Annotated in this window: 17 protein-coding genes; 11 read left to right on the top strand and 6 right to left on the bottom strand. The window is 62.9% G+C overall.

Annotation, left to right across the window (positions count from 1 at the left end):
• Nucleotides 1-259 precede the first annotated feature (259 nt).
• Genes B2Y33_RS07475 through B2Y33_RS07460 form a run of 4 tightly spaced genes read left to right on the top strand, consistent with a single transcriptional unit; the run spans nucleotide 260 to nucleotide 5,365 of the window.
• A complete protein-coding gene (locus B2Y33_RS07475; RefSeq protein WP_027915004.1) occupies nucleotides 260-742 on the top strand; it encodes a formate dehydrogenase subunit gamma in 483 nt (160 codons plus the stop codon).
• Complete coding sequence (locus B2Y33_RS07470) at nucleotides 736-2,295, top strand: formate dehydrogenase beta subunit (protein WP_027915003.1); 1,560 nt, start codon at nucleotides 736-738, stop codon at nucleotides 2,293-2,295. Before B2Y33_RS07475 ends, B2Y33_RS07470 begins: the two co-directional genes overlap by 7 nt.
• A complete protein-coding gene (gene fdhF, locus B2Y33_RS07465) occupies nucleotides 2,292-5,162 on the top strand; it encodes a formate dehydrogenase subunit alpha (protein WP_049696290.1) in 2,871 nt (956 codons plus the stop codon). Before B2Y33_RS07470 ends, fdhF begins: the two co-directional genes overlap by 4 nt.
• A complete protein-coding gene (locus B2Y33_RS07460; RefSeq protein WP_049696289.1) occupies nucleotides 5,159-5,365 on the top strand; it encodes a formate dehydrogenase subunit delta in 207 nt (68 codons plus the stop codon). Before fdhF ends, B2Y33_RS07460 begins: the two co-directional genes overlap by 4 nt.
• A gap of 149 nt (nucleotides 5,366-5,514) precedes the next feature.
• Here B2Y33_RS07460 and B2Y33_RS07455 read toward each other — a convergent pair whose 3' ends face one another.
• The gene (locus tag B2Y33_RS07455; protein WP_028687307.1) at nucleotides 5,515-6,378 is read right to left on the bottom strand and encodes a universal stress protein; all 864 of its coding nucleotides are present in this window, start codon (nucleotides 6,376-6,378) and stop codon (nucleotides 5,515-5,517) included.
• 156 nt (nucleotides 6,379-6,534) lie between these two features.
• On the opposite strand from B2Y33_RS07455, the gene B2Y33_RS07450 reads away from it, so the two are divergent.
• Nucleotides 6,535-7,152, top strand: a complete 618-nt coding sequence (locus B2Y33_RS07450) for a tRNA-(ms[2]io[6]A)-hydroxylase (RefSeq protein WP_027914999.1) — start codon at nucleotides 6,535-6,537, stop codon at nucleotides 7,150-7,152.
• A gap of 24 nt (nucleotides 7,153-7,176) precedes the next feature.
• Here the strand turns inward: B2Y33_RS07450 and B2Y33_RS07445 are convergent, their stop codons facing one another.
• Nucleotides 7,177-7,497, bottom strand: a complete 321-nt coding sequence (locus B2Y33_RS07445; RefSeq protein WP_027914998.1) for a DUF883 family protein — start codon at nucleotides 7,495-7,497, stop codon at nucleotides 7,177-7,179.
• 122 nt (nucleotides 7,498-7,619) lie between these two features.
• Between B2Y33_RS07445 and B2Y33_RS07440 the strand changes: the two genes are divergently transcribed.
• The gene (locus B2Y33_RS07440) at nucleotides 7,620-7,883 is read left to right on the top strand and encodes a hypothetical protein (protein WP_027914997.1); all 264 of its coding nucleotides are present in this window, start codon (nucleotides 7,620-7,622) and stop codon (nucleotides 7,881-7,883) included.
• Between the two features lie 17 nt (nucleotides 7,884-7,900).
• Here the strand turns inward: B2Y33_RS07440 and B2Y33_RS07435 are convergent, their stop codons facing one another.
• Nucleotides 7,901-8,383, bottom strand: coding sequence for an LEA type 2 family protein (locus B2Y33_RS07435; protein ID WP_027914996.1), 483 nt, complete (start codon nucleotides 8,381-8,383; stop codon nucleotides 7,901-7,903).
• A 131-nt stretch (nucleotides 8,384-8,514) separates the two neighbouring features.
• Between B2Y33_RS07435 and B2Y33_RS07430 the strand changes: the two genes are divergently transcribed.
• The 5 genes from B2Y33_RS07430 to zapE all read left to right on the top strand — a co-directional run bounded on the left by B2Y33_RS07430 (nucleotide 8,515) and on the right by zapE (nucleotide 15,020).
• Nucleotides 8,515-9,639 (top strand): sigma-70 family RNA polymerase sigma factor, encoded by a 1,125-nt coding sequence (locus B2Y33_RS07430; protein WP_028687305.1) that lies wholly within the window; start codon nucleotides 8,515-8,517, stop codon nucleotides 9,637-9,639.
• 142 nt (nucleotides 9,640-9,781) lie between these two features.
• Nucleotides 9,782-12,208 (top strand): TonB-dependent receptor, encoded by a 2,427-nt coding sequence (locus B2Y33_RS07425; RefSeq protein WP_288632814.1) that lies wholly within the window; start codon nucleotides 9,782-9,784, stop codon nucleotides 12,206-12,208.
• 161 nt (nucleotides 12,209-12,369) lie between these two features.
• Entirely contained in the window at nucleotides 12,370-12,687 is a 318-nt protein-coding gene (locus tag B2Y33_RS07420; RefSeq protein ID WP_027914993.1) for a hypothetical protein, read from the top strand.
• 34 nt (nucleotides 12,688-12,721) lie between these two features.
• Nucleotides 12,722-13,873 carry a PQQ-dependent sugar dehydrogenase gene (locus B2Y33_RS07415; protein WP_027914992.1) on the top strand — a complete coding sequence of 384 codons (1,152 nt, stop codon included), beginning with the start codon at nucleotides 12,722-12,724 and terminating at the stop codon, nucleotides 13,871-13,873.
• A gap of 43 nt (nucleotides 13,874-13,916) precedes the next feature.
• On the top strand, nucleotides 13,917-15,020 hold the full coding sequence (gene zapE, locus B2Y33_RS07410) for a cell division protein ZapE (protein ID WP_088523561.1): 1,104 nt from the start codon (nucleotides 13,917-13,919) through the stop codon (nucleotides 15,018-15,020).
• Nucleotides 15,021-15,035: 15 nt separating this feature from the next.
• Here zapE and B2Y33_RS07405 read toward each other — a convergent pair whose 3' ends face one another.
• From B2Y33_RS07405 to yegQ, 3 genes are all read right to left on the bottom strand, one after another.
• Nucleotides 15,036-16,034: an alpha/beta fold hydrolase gene (locus B2Y33_RS07405; RefSeq protein ID WP_059183143.1), complete on the bottom strand. Its 999-nt coding sequence runs from the start codon at nucleotides 16,032-16,034 to the stop codon at nucleotides 15,036-15,038.
• 100 nt (nucleotides 16,035-16,134) lie between these two features.
• Nucleotides 16,135-16,563, bottom strand: coding sequence for a DUF411 domain-containing protein (locus tag B2Y33_RS07400; RefSeq protein ID WP_027914989.1), 429 nt, complete (start codon nucleotides 16,561-16,563; stop codon nucleotides 16,135-16,137).
• A 123-nt stretch (nucleotides 16,564-16,686) separates the two neighbouring features.
• Complete coding sequence (gene yegQ, locus B2Y33_RS07395) at nucleotides 16,687-18,021, bottom strand: tRNA 5-hydroxyuridine modification protein YegQ (protein WP_027914988.1); 1,335 nt, start codon at nucleotides 18,019-18,021, stop codon at nucleotides 16,687-16,689.
• Between the last annotated feature and the right edge of the window lie 124 nt (nucleotides 18,022-18,145).

Here is an 18,145-nt window from a genome sequence, read left to right as displayed (position 1 = left end):
TGCGCCGTCCGACGATCGCACCGTAAGTGAAAGAACCGGACGTCGGTTTCAGAATGTGCCTGGTCGTTCGCGCGCAACCTTCTGGCGCTGCAAGTGCCATGCTTGCAGGATGCCGTCGGACCCGCGCGCAGACGCACGGTCGATGGCAAGGAGGCCGTCAGCACCACGCCACCGTGACGTGGCTGATGCGCCGCAGCAGAACACGCCGGAACCCGCCAATACAACAACAGGGGCGGGCCGTGATGCCGAGGTCCGCTGTATGCCTGATCAAATGTTCAACCTGCCCGCTGTCCAACGTATCGTGGCCGATCACCAGCAAACGCCTGGTGCGCTGCTACCGATCCTGCACGCCATTCAGCATGCCGTCGGCTACATTCCCGATGCCGCCATCGGTGAGATCGCCCATGCACTCAACCTGAGCCGGGCCGAGGTCCAGGGCGTCATCAGCTTCTACCATGATTTCCGTACCGCTGCGCCTGCCCGGCACACCCTGCGCCTGTGCCGGGCCGAGTCGTGCCAGAGCCGTGGCGCCGAGGCCCTGGCCGCACAGCTGCGCGAGCAGTTGGCGCTCGATGACCATGGCACCAGCGCCGACGGTGCCATCAGCCTGCGCCCGGTCTATTGCCTGGGCGCCTGTGCCTGTTCGCCGGCCCTTGAGCTGGACGGTCAGGTGCACGCCCGGCTCACGCCCGAGCGGCTACGCGAGTTGGTCAAGGGTTGCCAGGAGGGCGCCACATGCTGAAGGTCCATGTACCCGGTGATTCGGTGGCCCGTGCCGTCGGCGCAGACCAAGTGGTCGAGGCGTTGCAGCGCGAGGCCGAGCGGCGCAATGTGCAGTTGGACATTCGGCGCACCAGTTCTCGTGGGCTTTATTGGCTCGAACCGCTGCTTGAGTGCGACAGTGAGCAGGGGCGCCAGGGTTTCGGGCCGGTGACGCCACAGGACGTGCCCGGCCTGCTGGATGCCATGATCGGTGCAGAGGCAGACCACCGGCTGGCGCTGGGGGCTGTCGAAGACATGCCTTATCTCAAGACCCAGCAGCGCCTGCTGTTCGCGCGCGCCGGCATCACCCGACCCTTGTCCTTGGATGATTACCGCGCCCATGGCGGCTTTGCCGGGCTGGAAGCGGCCGTTGCCCTGGACGGCGCCGAGGTGGTGGCTGCCGTGCTCGATTCCGGCCTGCGTGGTCGTGGCGGGGCTGCGTTTCCTGCCGGCATCAAGTGGCGCACCGTGCGCGACGCCAAGCCTGCCCAAAAGTATGTGGTGTGCAACGCCGACGAAGGCGACTCCGGCACGTTTGCCGACCGCATGCTGATGGAAGGCGACCCGTACCTGTTGATCGAGGGCATGATCATCGCGGGCCTCGCGGTGGGTGCCGACAAGGGCTACATCTACGTGCGCTCGGAATACCCCGACGCCATCCGCACACTTGATCAGGCATTCGTCATCGCACGCCAGGCGGGCTACCTGGGCACCAATGTGGCCGGTAGCGGCAAGGCGTTCGACCTGGAAGTGCGCGTGGGCGCAGGTGCCTACATCTGCGGTGAAGAAACCGCGCTACTCGAATCCATCGAAGGCAAGCGCGGCATCGTCCGCGCCAAGCCGCCGCTCCCGGCGCTCGAAGGCCTGTTCGGCCTGCCGACCTTGGTGCACAACGTGCTGACCCTGGCCTCGGTGCCTATCATCCTGGCCAAGGGAGCGCCGTTCTACCGCGATTTCGGCATGGGCCGCTCGCTGGGCACCATGCCGTTCCAGTTGGCGGGCAATGTTCGCCATGGCGGCCTGGTGGAACGTGCCTTCGGCTTAACGCTGCGTGAACTGGTGGAGGACTACGGCGGTGGCACGGCCAGTGGCCGGCCGCTGAAGGCCGCACAGGTGGGTGGGCCGTTGGGCGCCTGGGTACCTCCCAGCCATTTCGACACACCGCTGGACTACGAGGCCTTCGCGGCCGTGGGCGCCATGCTCGGCCACGGCGGCGTGGTGGTTGCCGACGACACCTTGAACATGGCCAGCATGGCCCGCTTCGCCTTGCAGTTCTGTGCCGAGGAGTCCTGCGGCAAGTGCACCCCGTGCCGTATCGGCTCGACCCGTGGCATGGAAGTGGTGGACCGGCTGATCGCCAGTGATGACATCACCGAGCGCCATGATCATGCACTGCTGCTTCGCGATTTGTGCGACACCATGCAATACGGCTCGCTGTGCGCCATGGGCGGCATGACCGCTTACCCAGTCGCCAGCGCCCTCAAGTATTTCCCTGCCGATTTCGGGCTGACCCAAGCGGAGGCCGCGCAATGATCCATATCTTCGATCCGCAAACTGACCTGGGCACCCCCGCCCGCGACAGCGAGGTGCAGGTCAGCCTGAACATCGACGGCCGCGCGATCAGCGTTCCGGCTGGCACGTCGGTGATGCGTGCGGCAGCCATGCTCGGCACGACCATCCCGAAGCTGTGCGCCACCGACAGCCTCGAAGCCTTCGGCTCCTGCCGCATGTGCATGGTGGAAATCGAGGGCATGCGCGGTTACCCGGCCTCCTGCACCACGCCGGTCACCGAAGGCATGGTCGTGCGCACCGAAACGCCGCGCCTGGCGGGCCTGCGCCGTAACGTGATGGAACTCTACATTTCCGACCACCCCCTCGATTGCCTGACCTGTTCGGCCAACGGTAACTGCGAACTGCAGACCGTGGCGGGGCAGGTGGGGCTGCGCGAGGTGCGCTACGGCTATGACGGTGCGAACCATCTGACCGAAAGGAAGGACATTTCCAACCCGTACTTCGACTACGAACCCAGCAAGTGCATCGTCTGCAGCCGATGCGTGCGTGCCTGCGAAGATATCCAGGGCACCTTTGCCTTGACCATCACCGGGCGCGGCTTCGAATCCCGGGTAGCGGCGGCCGGCGGCGACAATTTCCTGACCTCCGAGTGCGTGTCTTGCGGCGCCTGCGTGCAGGCCTGTCCGACCGCGACGCTGACCGAGAAAAGCCTGGTGCAACTGGGCCAGCCGGAACGTGCGGTGATCACCACCTGCGCCTATTGCGGCGTTGGCTGCTCGTTCCGTGCCGAAATGAAGGGCGACCAACTGGTGCGCATGGTCCCGGACAAGAACGGCGGGGCCAACCACGGCCATGCCTGTGTCAAAGGCCGCTTTGCCTGGGGCTACGCCACGCACCCGGACCGCATCACCAAGCCCATGATTCGCAAGCGCCTGGAAGATCCGTGGCAGGAGGTGAGCTGGGACGAGGCGGTGGCCTATGCCGCCAGCGAGTTGCGCCGTATTCAGCTCAAGTATGGCCGGGACTCCATCGGCGGTATCACCTCCAGTCGCTGCACCAACGAGGAGGCCTATCTGGTTCAGAAACTGGTGCGCACGGCCTTCGGCAACAACAACGTCGACACCTGCGCGCGAGTCTGCCATTCCCCCACCGGCTACGGCCTGAAACAGACACTGGGCGAGTCGGCGGGTACCCAGAGCTTCGATTCGGTGATGAAGGCCGATGTGGTGCTGGTCATTGGCGCCAACCCGACCGATGCGCACCCGGTGTTCGGCTCACAGCTCAAGCGCCGCCTGCGTGAAGGCGCACGCCTGATCGTGATCGACCCTCGCCGCATCGACCTGGTGGACTCGCCCCATGCCCGGGCCGAGCTGCACCTGCAACTTCGTCCCGGCACCAACGTGGCCATGCTCAACGCCTTGGCCCACGTGATCGTGACTGAGGGACTACTGGCCCAGCGCTTTATCGACGAGCGCTGCGAAACCGCAGAATTCGCCCGCTGGCGCGACTTCGTCAGCCTGCCGGAAAATGCCCCTGAAGTGCTGGGCGAGGTGTGTGGCGTTGCAGCGCAACAGATACGCGCCGCGGCCCGGCTGTATGCCACTGGCGGCAACGCGGCCATCTACTATGGCTTGGGCGTGACCGAGCACAGCCAGGGCAGCACTGCGGTGATGGGCATTGCCAACCTGGCCATGGCCACCGGCAACATCGGGCGTGAAGGGGTAGGGGTCAACCCGCTGCGCGGCCAGAACAACGTCCAGGGTTCCTGTGACATGGGCTCGTTCCCTCACGAGCTGCCGGGTTACCGGCACATTTCCAACGAAGGTGTACGGGCCGAGTTCGAGCAGGCATGGGGTGTGACGCTGCACCCTGATCCGGGGCTGCGCATCCCCAACATGTTCGAAGCAGCCCTCGATGGCAGCTTCAAGGCCTTGTACTGCCAAGGCGAGGATATCGCCCAGAGCGATCCGAATACCCAGCACGTCACCGCCGCCCTGCTGGCCATGGAGTGCGTGGTGGTGCAGGACATTTTCCTCAACGAAACCGCCAAGTTTGCCCATGTGTTCCTGCCGGGCAGTTCGTTCCTGGAAAAGGACGGCACGTTCACCAACGCCGAGCGCCGGATCTCCCGGGTTCGCAAGGTCATGGAGCCACTGGCGGGCAAGGCCGACTGGGAGGCGACCGTGGCATTGGCCAATGCGCTGGGCTACCCGATGAACTACCGGCACCCCTCCGAGATCATGGATGAGATCGCGCGCCTGACGCCGACCTTCCGCCGGGTGAGCTATGCCGAAATCGAGCGCCACGGCAGCCTGCAGTGGCCGTGCAACGATGCAGCGCCCGATGGTACTCCTACCATGCACATCGACCAGTTCGTCAGGGGCAAGGGGCGGTTCATGCTGACCGGGTACGTACCGACCGACGAGAAGGTCAACAGCCGCTATCCGCTGCTGCTGACCACCGGGCGCATCCTCAGCCAGTATAACGTCGGCGCCCAGACCCGGCGCACAGGCAACGTCGCCTGGCACGATGCCGATCGCCTCGAGATCCATCCGACCGATGCCGAAAGCCGTGGCATCCAGGACGGTGACTGGGTCGGTATCGGCAGCCGTGCCGGGCAGACCGTGCTGCGCGCCAAGGTCAGCAGCCGCGTGGCGCCAGGTGTCGTCTACACCACCTTCCACTTCCCGGAGTCGGGTGCGAACGTGATCACCACGGACAACTCGGACTGGGCGACCAACTGCCCGGAATACAAGGTCACGGCAGTGGAGGTGGTCAAGGTGTTCCAGCCATCCCAGTGGCAGAAGCGCTACCAGGACTTCAGCGACGAGCAGCGTCGGCTGTTGCAGGAACGCCGAACCGCCGAGAAAGCCGAGGTGCGCCAATGAGCCAGGACAGTTTGGTGAAGATGGCCAACCAGATTGCCCATTACTTCGACAGCGAGCCGAATCGGGACCTGGCTGTGCAGGGCGTTCGCCAGCATCTACACAACTTCTGGACGCCGGCCATGCGCCGGCAGTTGGGAGAATGGATCGAGGCCAATAATGCGGGGGAGGGGTTGGATCCCAAGGTGAAGGAGGCGCTGGGCTGAAAGGTGTTGGCTGCCGTTGCAGTTAGCATATACAGCTCTCTGACGCCGCCTCTGGCAGCTAGCGAGGTCCCCGTGTAGATACCCTCTTGACCCTCACCTCGCAAGCGCGATTTGAGGGTCGAGACGGCACAACAGGGACTGCATACGGTTCACCCCCGCGCCGAACCCACCAGATGCGCTATCGCCTCTTCACTCTTCAATACCAGTACATCCCCCTCCAACGCATCGAGTACCACCTCGGAAGTATTGCCGATCAATGCGCCGGTAAGCCCTGTGCGGCACACGGTACCGATCACCGTCACCACCGCATCCAGCTGTTTTTCGGTATGGGGAATCAGCACATCGGCCGGGCCTTCGGCCACGTGCAAGCACTCGTCGGTGATACCGTACTGTGCCTGGAAAGCAGCGCACGCCTGGCGATAACGCTGTTCGATGGTGTCGCTCAGCTGATAGACAGGGTCGGCAGCCGACAGCATGGGCGAAGGGTGGGCACTGATCACATGCAGCGCCCCCTTGGCCAGCCTGGCAATCTCGTAGCCATGGTCGACGATGCTGGCATGCAGGCGCTGGTGATCCTCGTCCTGGTTGCCCACATCCACCGCTGCCAGAACATTGCCGCCCGTCCATGGTCGCTCGCTCTTGACCATCAGCACCGCGCACGGGCAAGCGCGCAGCAGCTTCCAGTCGCCAGGGGTGAGCAAAGCCCTCTTCAGTGGATTGTCGGGACGATGCTCCTTGATCACCAACTCGCAGCCTTCGCGCTGCTGCACGTGGATGATGGTGTCATGCAGGTTGTCTCGCCACGCCGCTTCGTGGGTGACGTGGTCAAAACCGTCTTCCTGCAACTGGTTGCCCAGCAGGCTCAACAGCGCACTGTGATCGTGCCGCTTGTCACACATCAACAAGTGCAGGCGTGCGCCCGTGACGCTGGCGATCAGCTTGGCGCGCGTCAGCGCCCGGCTGTGGGCGTGCTCGGGGTCGAGGACGACGAGAATGCTGCGAACGGCTTGCATGGGCGTGTACTCCCTGGAAGGTGGGCAGGCGGTGCCAGACTATAGGCCGCGCGCGTTGCGCTGACGCTTGATGCACATCAAGCATAGCCACTGACGCCGCTGGCTGCCGCCGCTATAATCGCCGCCCCTGCCTGTCTCCGTATGGTCGTATCGCTTATGTCCCTGATCCCTGAAATCGACGCCTTCCTGGGCTGCCCCACACCCGATGCCTGGATCGAGGCGGCGCTGGCCGATCAGGAAACGCTGCTGATCGATCACAAGAATTGCGAGTTCAAGGCGGCCAGCACGGCATTGAGCCTGATCGCCAAGTACAACACCCATCTTGACCTGATCAACATGATGTCGCGCCTGGCGCGCGAAGAGCTGGTTCATCACGAGCAGGTCTTGCGGCTGATGAAGCGTCGAGGCGTACCGCTGCGCCCTGTGTCGGCCGGTCGCTACGCCTCGGGCCTGCGTCGTCTGGTGCGCGCCCACGAGCCGGTCAAGTTGGTGGATACGCTGGTGGTCGGGGCATTCATCGAGGCACGCAGCTGCGAACGTTTTGCGGCCCTGGCGCCGCACCTGGATGAAGAGCTGGGCCGTTTCTATCACGGCCTGCTCAAAAGTGAAGCGCGCCACTATCAGGGCTACCTCAAGTTGGCGCATCACTATGGCGATGAGGCGGACATCGCGCGTCGGGTTGAACTGGTACGCGCCGCAGAAGCGGAACTCATCGCCTCAGCGGATCAAGAGCTGCGTTTTCACAGCGGCATACCGCTGGCACAGGCCGCCTGAGCTCAGCAGGCGGCAGGGTGGGTGTCAGTCGCGTCGACCCAGCAGCAGGCCCACCACCAGGCCGACGCCCGCTGAAAGAGCCACGGTCTGCCAAGGGTGGCCGCCAATGTAATCCTGGGTGGCCGCGACCATGGGCTTTGCCTTGTCACGCAGGTTACCGGCGGCTTCGCGGGCCTGACGTAGCTTGAGGCTGATCTGGGTGCGCAGGGTTTCGGCTTCTTCGCCCACCAGCGCGGCGCTGTCGTTGAGCAACCGCTCGGATTCCTCGATCAGCGCCTGTAGCTCGCTGAATACCTGGTCCTTGATCTGGTCGCTGTCGGGTACTGCGGCATTTTTACGGGCCATGCCATGCTCCTCCTGGACGGGTCGTTAGAACAATGGATACTCGTGCGCCAGAAAAGTTGCCTCGCAGTGGGCGCTGGCGCCTTGGTGTAAGATACCGGTCATTTCCATCAGGCAGGTGATCCATGAGTTTCAATCTGGCCAACATGAGCTACGAGGAACGGGCACAGATCGAGGCCGAGAAAGCCCGGCTGTTCGAGATGTGGCAAGCAAACCTGGGTAAGGCCAAGGGCGAGGCGGCCCGGCTGATCGCTGAAAAACCTCGGCGCAAGGGCAAATGGGCCGAATGGGTGCGCAATGAGCTGGACACCATGACGCCCCCTGAATACGCCAGCATGGTGCGCAGCGAAGTCAACAAGCTGATGGCCGCTGCCAGCGCTGCTCGCTAAGCCCTGCACGTGTCGCCCTACCACTCGCTGCCCTTGGGCAGGTCCAGCGTGCCTTTGTCACTGAACCGCACCGTGCCGAAGGGGCCGCTGGCCAGTTTGCCGCGCAGCGTATAGGGCAGACCTTGCAGCGTGTTCAACTTGCCTAGCCCATACGCCTGGCGCAGAAACGCAAACGCGGTGATGCTCACCGGCACTTGGACCACAGCCTCGCCATACCGGCCAATCTGTCCGCCCTGGTCGCTGACGCCCGCTGCCAAGGGCTGGCCGTTGACCTCCAGGTTCACTGCAATACCGTTGTACTCGATCGGTGTTTCATTGGGGTTTTGTACCCGCAGCTTTACCGCCATGCGCACTTCCAAGTCCTGTCCAGGCAAGGGTTCCAGGCCGATTACGCTGATCGAAACCGGATCCCGGGGTTGCAACAGCGCGCACGCGCTCAAGGTCGCCGACATCAGCAGGACAGTGAGCAGACGGGTGAGGCGCAAAGGGCGTAGGGTCATGGGGCAGGCCTTGGGAAGAATCGTCCGGCAGTGTGGCAAATGCTCGGCAGCGTTGAAAGTGTCGGTGAAGATGAAAGATACTGTTTCTCATTAACGCCCGACAATTTCTCTTACTGTGTAGTTGCCTAACCATGCTGACGTCTCACGTGCCGGGCCTGCTGGCAAGTTTCCAGGAACACTATGACGACTTGTTGCAGTTTCTGACACGGCGCATGCGTGACCGCCAGCGCGCTGCGGACGTTGCCCACGAAACTTACCTGAGGCTTGCGCAGATCGATGCGCACGGCGTGCCGGTGCTGCACCCGCGCCGCTTCATTTTTCGCGTGGCGGGAAACATTGCGATCGATGCCCTGCGTCGTGATCAGCGCCTCGCCGCGTGCCACGACGACAGCGAGGGCATGGCACACGTGGCCTGTGGCGCGCCGGCACCGGAGGCGGCGCTGCTGGCGAGCGAGCGCCTGATGATTCTTGACCAGGCCCTGCTGCAACTGCCCCCCAAAGCGCGTCAGGCGCTCTTGCTCAACCGCGTGGAAGGGTTGACGCAAAGGCAGGTCGCGCAAAGGCTCGGCGTGTCCGAAAGCATGGTGGCCAAATACATCGGCCAGGCGCTGCGGCACTGCCGGGGATGGCTGCAGAAGGCAGGCGTTGCCGCGTGCATGGCGTTGATGCTGGGCAGTTGGATGGCGTGGCAGCAGGCACCTGTGTGGTTGTCCGACTATCACACCAGCACCGGCGAGCGGCGCATGCTCACCTTGCCCGATGGCACCCGTGTCACCCTCAACAGCGCCAGTGCCATAAAGCTGGAATTCGACGCGCACGAACGTCGGGTGGTGGTCGTGGCTGGCGAAGCGCTGTTCGAGACGTCCGCCGATGCCCGTCCTTTCGTGGTCGAAACGACAGGGCTGCCGGTAGACGGCACCGGCGCGAGGTTCAGCGTGCGGCGCGACGGGCATGTGGTGCTTGGCCAGGGGGCTGCTCGGCAGGGCGCCCAACCCTTGAGCGTGGCGCCCGATGCCGAGGCGCAGCTGGCCTGGCAACGGGGCAAGTTGATCTTCAATGGCAAGCCTCTGGGGCAGGTGCTCGCTGAGCTTGAGCGCTACCGCCTTGGGCGCATCGTGTTGTCCGACCAACAGCTGGCGGGTCTTGAGGTCAGTGGCGTGTTCGACCTGGACGAACCGCAAGCCATGCTGCGCACCCTGGAGCAGCGATATGGCCTGAAAGTCTCCTACTTGCCGTGGCTCGCAGTGGTGTATTGATCCTCGCAGCGGCCGTTTCGAGACTCACCCGAAAAATTTTCCATCGGTACTGCAAGTTCTTGTGAGCTGGATCGTCGTAGTGGGGCTAAGCCGCAAACCATTCCCATTCACGACTTGCCTGGAAGCTTTTCTCGTGCCTCTCATGCCCAAGCCCTCGAATAGCCGCTGCCGTTTTCTGCCACCTGTATTGATGTCGTGCGGCGCGTTGGCCGTGTTGGCCGGCACGCTGCCTGCTCATGTCGCTGCGGCGACACAGCAAGGGCAGGTGCAGACCGCGCAGGTTCAGCTGAACGTCCCGGCGCAGCCGCTGGACCAGGCGTTGACGCGCTTTGCCGATCAGGCCGGCCTGCATTTGCTGTACACCACGGCTGATGTGGCGGGTCTGCAGAGCCCGACCTTGCAGGGCGCCTACAGTGTCGAACACGCCTTGCAGCGGTTGCTCGAAGGCAGCGGCTTGAGCTGGCAGTTCACCGATGCGCGCACGGTGACGCTGCGCAAGCGCGATTCCACCCTGGAAGCCATCAACCTCAAGCCGATCGAAGTGAGCGTGGCCTCGCGTACCAGCACCGCCATCAGCGAGATCCCAGGCACCGTGTGGGTGGTCGATCAGCAGCAGCTTCGCGAGCAGATCGACAGTGGCGTAAGCCTCAAGGAAGCCATCGGCAAACTGGTGCCTGGCCTTGACCTGGCGCCGGAGGGACGCACCAATTACGGGCAGAACATGCGTGGGCGCAGCGTGCTGGTGATGATCGATGGCGTCAGCCAGAACAGCTCGCGAGGCCTGTCGCGCCAGTTCGACAGTATCTCGCCGTTCAACGTCCAGCGGGTCGAAGTACTGTCCGGCGCCAGCGCCATCTACGGAGGCGGTGCGACCGGGGGCATCATCAATATCGTGACCAAAAAGGGCGAGGCGGGCCCTGCGCATTTCGAAACCCAGCTCGGCGCCAGCAGCGGCTTCAACAACAGCGATGATCTGGCGACCCGCTTTGCCCAGTCGGCCAGCGGTGGCAACGAGCGCTTCACCGCCCGTCTTGGTGTGTCCGGCGAGCAGAACGAGGCGTTCTACGATGGGGCAGGCGATCAGATCTTCATCGACAATACCCAGACCGACCTGCAATACAACCGCACGCTGGACCTGCTTGGTAGCCTGGGCATGCAGTTCGATGAGCAACAGAGCCTTGACCTGCTGGCCCAGTACTACGATTCCGGCAACCATGGCAGCACCGGCATCTGGTTTCCCAACCTCAATTACAACGGCCCCTCCGACCTGGAAGAGGCCCAATTGCGCAGTGGGTACTCGTCTGACCTGAACCCACGCACCCGGCGCCTGCTGCTCAACGCCAATTACCACCACAATGATGTGCTGGGCCAGGATTTCTACCTGCAGGCTTCCTACCGCAAGGAAAACAACAACTTCTACCCTTTCCCTTACTACAACCGAGGGACACCCACCGGCTCGCGCGGGGTGTATTTTGCAGCCTCGCAGCAGAACTTCGAGGTCACCAGCCTCAAAGGGTTGTTCGCCAAGCAGTGGGACACGCTGAAGTTCACCTATGGCGTGGACATTGACCGCGAACGTTTCAACGCTGACCAAACCGTGTTCGATGCGCGGGTGTCCTCCGAAAGTGGCGGGCTGGACCTGGACAAGGCCAGCAAGGCTGCGCGCTACCCCAGTTATGTCGTCGATGGGGTCTCGCTGTATGGCCAGCTCGAATGGCGCGCCACCGACAACCTGACGTTTTCCGGCGGCGCCCGGCGCCAGCAGATGGATGTGGAGGTGGGTGACTTCAAGGGCGTTCCGGGCGGCAGTAACGACTACCAGGTCAATCTCTACAACCTGGGGGCGATCTACGACTTCAAGAACGGCCATCAGCTGTGGACCAACTACGGTGAAGGCTTTGACTTGCCCGATCCGGCCAAGTACTACGGCAAGCCCGGCCTCAGTGTCGGGGACAACCCGCTGGCTGGGATCAAGAGCCGCCAGGTGGAAGTGGGCTGGCGCTATGCCGACGTGCAGTGGGACGCTCAAGCTGCGCTGTACTACATCTGGTCGGACAAGATCATCAATGTGGATTCGCAAACCCTCACCATTGACGTCGAAGACCAGAAGAGTCGCGACTTTGGCTTCGAGGGGGCACTCACGCGCCACTTCGACCAAGGTTGGGAAGCCGGCGGCACGCTGCACCTCACCCGTTCCGAGGAAGAGGCAGACGGCGGCGGGTGGCGCAAGCGCGATGCGCGTTATGCCTCCTTGTCCAAAGCCACCGCTTTCATTGGCTGGACGGATGACGGGCGCAGTGCGCGGCTGCAGGCCAATCGCGCTTTCAGCTTGAAGGACGACGCCCAGCACAAGATCGATGGCTACACCACGCTCGATCTGCTGGGCAGCCAGGAGACCGATTACGGCACCTTCAGCGCAGGTGTCCAGAACCTACTGGACAAGCAGTACAGCACCGTATGGGGCCAGCGCGCGACGCTGTTCTACGCGCCCACCTATGGGCCTGCCTACCTCTACGATTATCAAGGTCGAGGCAGGACCTACACACTGACCTGGAGCCTGGCCTACTGAGGCCGTTGCGCACGGCCTAACCCACACCGGCGCCCCGATCAGTGGGCGCTGGCTGAAACATCGTGAATCACCTGTAGCGTCGCCAAGCCTTTTGACTCGAACCCTTTGCGCCGTAGGCTATCAAAGCCACCAGGCCAGGCGTTTTCGTACGGAGGTGAAGCATGAAACTGACGATACCGTTGTTGGTAGTAGGCATGGCCGTCTGGCTACCTACCCATGCGACCGCGCAGCCGTGGCTGCACGTTGCCGCCAATGGCAACAACCCCTACAACAGCCCCGTACAGCGTGCCAATCCCAACAGCCGCCAGGGCAGCGTCCCGGCGACGCCGCCTGTGCGCGGTCCGTCTACCCAGCCCATACCGCGCACCCCGACGGTAGAGAACCGCGGCATCGGCAACGGTGAAAACCTGCGCCGTCAGCAGCAAACGCCCAATCTGGAGCCTGTGCGGCCCCCGCGGGATAACCCGCGCGCGCCCTGACTCCAGTACCCTGTATATGTCAAAGGAACTTCGCATGTCTCGAGCAACCTGGCTGGTTACCCTGGCCGCTGCCGCGTTATCGCCTCTGTTGGCCAATGCCGCTGCCCAGCAGACGTTCAAAAGTGAAGAGGGCACCCTTACCGTCGATACCGTGGCCAATGGTCTGCGTACGCCGTGGGCGCTGGCGTTCCTGCCTGGCGGCCAGGACATGCTGGTCACCGAACGCCCAGGCAACCTGCGCGTCATCAACGCCGAAGGCAAGGTCGGCCCGGCCATCAATGGCGTGCCTAAAGTCTGGGCCGAGGGCCAAGGCGGCTTGCTGGATGTGGCCTTGTCGCCCGAGTTCGCCAAGGATCGCACGGTCTACCTGTCCTATGCCGAGGAGGGCAGCGACGGCAAGGCGGGGACCGCTGTGGGCCGCGGCCAGCTGTCGACCGATCGTGCCCGGCTGGAAAACTTCACCGTCATCTTCCGTCAGCAACCCAAACTGTCGGTGGGTAACCATTTCGGGTCGCGCCTGGTGTTCGACCGCAACGGGTACCTGTTCATCGCCCTGGGCGAGAACAATCAGCGCTCGACGGCTCAGGATCTGGACAAGCTGCAAGGCAAGGTGGTGCGCATCCTGCCAGACGGCGAAGTACCCAAGGACAATCCGTTCTATGGCCAGAAAAACGTGCGGCCGGAAATCTGGTCGTTTGGTCACCGTAACCAGCAGGGTGCTGCGTTGAATCCTTGGACTGGCGCTTTGTGGACTAACGAACACGGTCCCCGCGGTGGTGACGAAATCAATATCCCGAAGCCGGGCAAGAACTACGGTTGGCCCATCGCAACCCACGGCATCAACTATTCGATGCTGCCCATTCCGGAGGCCAAGGGTAAACATGTCGATGGCATGGTCGATCCGAACCACGTGTGGGAAAAGTCGCCCGGGGTTAGTGGCATGGCATTTTATGACAGCCCCGTGTTCACGGCGTGGGATCACAACCTGTTCATCGGCGCGTTGGCCACGCAGGAGCTGATCCGCCTGCAGCTCGAGGGCGACAAGGTGGTACACGAAGAACGCCTGCTGGGCGATTTGAAAGCGCGCATTCGTGATGTTCGGGTAGGACCAGACGGTTACCTGTACGTGTTGACCGATGACAAGGATGGCGAGCTGCTGAAGGTGGGGCTGGCGCAGCCAGACTGAAGCAGCACTGTCGTCGGCAAGGAGGCGACAGGTACAATGCGCCATGACCACCAATCCCTTGCAGCGCTACCAGCAAGCCCTGGAAACCCAGGGCTTTGTCGTGGACCCCGCACAGCGCCTTGCCATCGAGGCGCTCCAGGCCTGCTACGAGGCTGTCGAAGGTGGACGATCCACGCACGGCCTTTACCTTTGGGGGCCAGTAGGGCGTGGCAAGACCTGGTTGATGGATCAGTTTCATCGTTGCCTGACCGTGCAGAGTCGCCGCCAGCATTTTCACCATTTCATGGCCTGGGTGCACCGTCGGTTATTTGAGCTCAACGGCACGCCGGACCCCTTGATGGCGCTGGCAGAGGGGCTGGCAAGCGAGATTCGCGTGCTGTGCTTCGACGAGCTGTTTGTCAGCGACATTGCCGACGCGATCATCCTAGGCCGTTTGTTTCAGGTCCTGTTCGACTTGGGCGTGGTCGTGGTTGCCACGTCCAATCAACCGCCCGGCCAACTGTATTGCAACGGTTTCAACCGCGAACGTTTCTTGCCCGCCATCGCTGCCATCGAGCGGCACATGCGTGTGCTGCCGGTAGCGGGCGAGCAAGACCACCGGCAACACCCAGGTCTGCCGTGCCAGCGCTACTGGGTGACCGACGACCGGGGCAGTCACCTGGCTGCGGTCTTCGAGCGGCTGAGCCCAGACGATCCAGGCACCGACCGGCCCCTCATGTTGGGGAGTCGCCAGGTACAGGTAGTGCGCCGAAGTGCGAAGGCCATCTGGTGCCGTTTCGACGCGTTGTGCGAACAACCGATGGCTACCCAGGAATTCATGATGCTGTGTGACCGTTTCGCGGCGATCCTGGTGTCGGACATACCGGCTCTAAGTGGTCAGCAACAGACCGGACGCATTGCCCGCGGCACGGAGGACGGTGCTTCGCGTGTACTAGCGGGCGACCGCGACTTGCCGGCACTCTCGCCCAAGGACGATGCCGTGCGCCGCTTCATCGCCCTGGTCGACGAATGCTACGACCGCCGGGTGGCGCTGTACCTGGAAGCAGGAGTGCCGCTCGAGGCGCTGTACACGCAGGGGTATCTCGCCTTTCCCTACCAGCGCACCCTCAGCCGGCTGCGTGAAATGCAGCTGCAGCGCTTTGCCTGATGCGGCCGCGCCCGATCAGCGGTTCAGCCATTGGATCAGCGTGCGGTTGAAACGCTTGGGTTCCTCGATCTGCGGCGCGTGGCCCATGCCCTCGAAGGTGATCAGTTCGCCCTTGGGAATGAGCTTGGCCACCTGCGGGCCGAGCAAGGCGTAATTGCCCAGCTTGGCCCTGAGCTGCGGTGGCGCGATGTCGCTGCCAATTGCCGTAGTGTCCTTGTCACCGATCAACAAGAGGGTCGGCATCTGCAGGTCCTTGAGCTCGTGATAAACCGGCTGAGTGAAGATCATGTCGTAGATCAAGGCCGAGTTCCACGCGACCCGTTCGTGACCTGGGCCCTGATTCAGGCCCACCAGCATCTGCACCCAGCGCTCATATTCAGGTTTCCAGCGGCCGGCATAGTAGGTTTTGCGCTCGTACTCGCGCACCCCGGCTGCGTCGAGCTTGAGTTCGCGGTCGTACCACTGGTCAACGGTGCGGTAGGGCACCCCCAGGGCTTTCCAGTCTTCAAGGCCGATCGGATTGACCATGGCCAGGCGCGTGACCTGCTGCGGGTACATCAAGGCGTAGCGGGTGGCGAGCATGCCCCCGGTCGAATGCCCCAGCACGATGCTCTGCTTCACGCCCAGGTGTTCGAGCAGTGCATGGGTGTTGCTGGCCAGTTGCTGGAAGCTGTACTGGTAGTGGGCAGGTTTGCTGGAGGTGCAGAAGCCGATCTGGTCAGGGGCAATGACGCGATAGCCTGCCTTGGTCAGGGCATCGATACTGGTTTCCCAGGTGGCTGCGCAAAAATTCTTGCCGTGCATGAGCACGACCGTGTGGCCATTGGCATTACCCGAAGCCGGGACGTCCATGTAACCCATCTGCAGCGATTGGCGCTGTGATTCGAAGTCGAAATGCTTGAGCGTATGCGGGTAGTCGAACCCTTCGAGCTGGGCGCCATAGGTAGGCGATTCGGCGGCAATGGCCGGGCTGCTGGCCAGGCACACCATGGCCAGGGCGGATGCTCGCAGCATGAGGCACTCCATGTCAGATCAAGTAGGAAGACTCGACTGTAGCAGCCGGGCAGTTGCCATAGAGGCGCAAGGTGTTACCAAGCGTGAAACCAGCCCCGGGTCAGTAATCGGCGACCACCGAGTCCTTGCCTTCAGTGTCGATACCGATGACCTGATAGGCATCCTTGCGCTCGCCCATTTCCATGCCCGGCGAACCGACCGGCATGCCGGGAACGGCCATGCCCTTGAGGTCACTGCGGCTAGCCAGCTCATGCACCTGGGTTGCGGGGACATGGCCCTCGACGAACTTGCCAGCGATGACGCCGGTATGACACGACGCATGCCGCTGCGGGACTTCCAGGCGTTGCTTGACGGCGCTCATGTTCGTTTCGACATGGTCGTTCACAGTGAAGCCGTTGTCTTTGAGATGACTGATCCAGGCTTTGCAGCAACCACAGTTGGGGTCGCGGTAGACATCAATGGTGTCGGTGGCCTGTGCAAGGGTGGTGAAGGCCAGCAGGCCAAGGGCCAGCCGATTCGATCGCAGCATGGATGAGCTCCTGATAAACGTGTGACCTGCGCCCAGCATAGCGCACGGCCTGGTCCAAACGCGCAAGGCGCCAGGGTCGCCCCGTCTGGCTTTCAACCTGCTGACCGGCGCATTACAGTTCCGTCAGCCAGCGGCCTGGTCACCGTTCAGGTCGCGCATTAGTAGCCCGAACGCCAACGACACTTGTTCAGGTACTGGTAGGTACACCACATGGCCATCCCCGGGTGCAACTTCGATGGCCTGCTGCTGCCGGTCATGCAACTGATTCAGGTCGAAGTGGTAATTGCCGCGCGGTGTCATCAGCTCCAGGTGGTCGCCCAGGGCAAAGCGGTTCTTGACCTTGACCTCGGCCCAGCCGTCTACCCGCTGTCCGGTCAGTTCACCCACGAACTGCTGGCGCTCGGAAACCGAGCTGCCCCGCTGATAGTTCTGGTACTCGTCGTGCACATGGCGGCGCAGAAAGCCCTCGGTGTAGCCCCGCTGCGCCAAGGATTCGAGGTTGTCCATCAAGGTGCGGTCGAAAGGCTGCCCATCGGCCGCATCGTCGATGGCTTTTCGGTAGGACTGCACGGCCCGTGCGCAATAGAAATGCGACTTGGTGCGACCCTCGATCTTCAGCGAGTGCACGCCCATGCGCGCCAGTCGCTCGACATGCTGGATGGCCCGCAGGTCCTTGGCGTTCATGATGTAGGTGCCGTGCTCGTCCTCGAATGCGGGCATTTCGGTACCGGGACGCTCGCTTTCCTGCAGCAGGAACACTTGGTCGGTGGGCGCACCCTGGCCCAAGGTCGGCTGCACTTCGCGCACGATATCGCCTGTGACGCTCTCGGTTGCCGGCGTAACATCATACTTCCAGCGACAGGCGTTGGTGCAGCTGCCCTGATTGGCATCGCGCTTGTTCAGGTAGCCCGACAGCAGGCAGCGGCCTGAGTAGGCCATGCACAGTGCCCCATGCACGAATACTTCCAGCTCCATGCCAGGCACCTGCTGGCCAATTTCTTCGATTTCTTCAAGCGACAGTTCGCGCGAGAGGATGACGCGGCTGATGCCTTGCTGCTGCCAGAACTGCACGCTGGCCCAGTTGACCGTGTTGGCCTGTACCGAGAGGTGCACGGGCATCTGCGGGTAATGCTGGCGTACCAGCATGATCAGGCCCGGGTCGGACATGATCAACGCGTCCGGTGCCATGGCGATCACAGGGGCCAGGTCCTTGAGGAAGGTCCTGAGCTTGGCATTGTGAGGCGCGATGTTGACCACCACATAGAAGCGCTTGCCCAGCGCGTGCGCCTCCTGGATGCCCAACGCCAGATTGGCATGGTCGAAGGCGTTGTTGCGCACCCGCAGGCTGTAGCGGGGCTGGCCGGCATAGACCGCATCAGCACCGTAGGCGAAGGCGTAGCGCATGGTGTGGAGCGTGCCGGCAGGCGCCAGCAATTCGGGCTTGGCAACGGAGTTCATGAATACACCGGTTAAAGGGCGCGGATGCTAAGCCGCTTGCGGTTGGGCCTTATTGATCTGAATCAAGGGGCAGGTGGCACTTTTACCCCAGCACCACGCACTAATACCCCAGAACCCATCCGAG

Source organism: Pseudomonas sp. UBA5666, from assembly GCF_002420785.1.
Taxonomy (GTDB): domain Bacteria; phylum Pseudomonadota; class Gammaproteobacteria; order Pseudomonadales; family Pseudomonadaceae; genus Aquipseudomonas; species Aquipseudomonas fulva.
The sequence above is the reverse complement of the archived record's forward strand: the minus strand, read 5'-3'. Positions and strand labels throughout refer to the sequence as shown.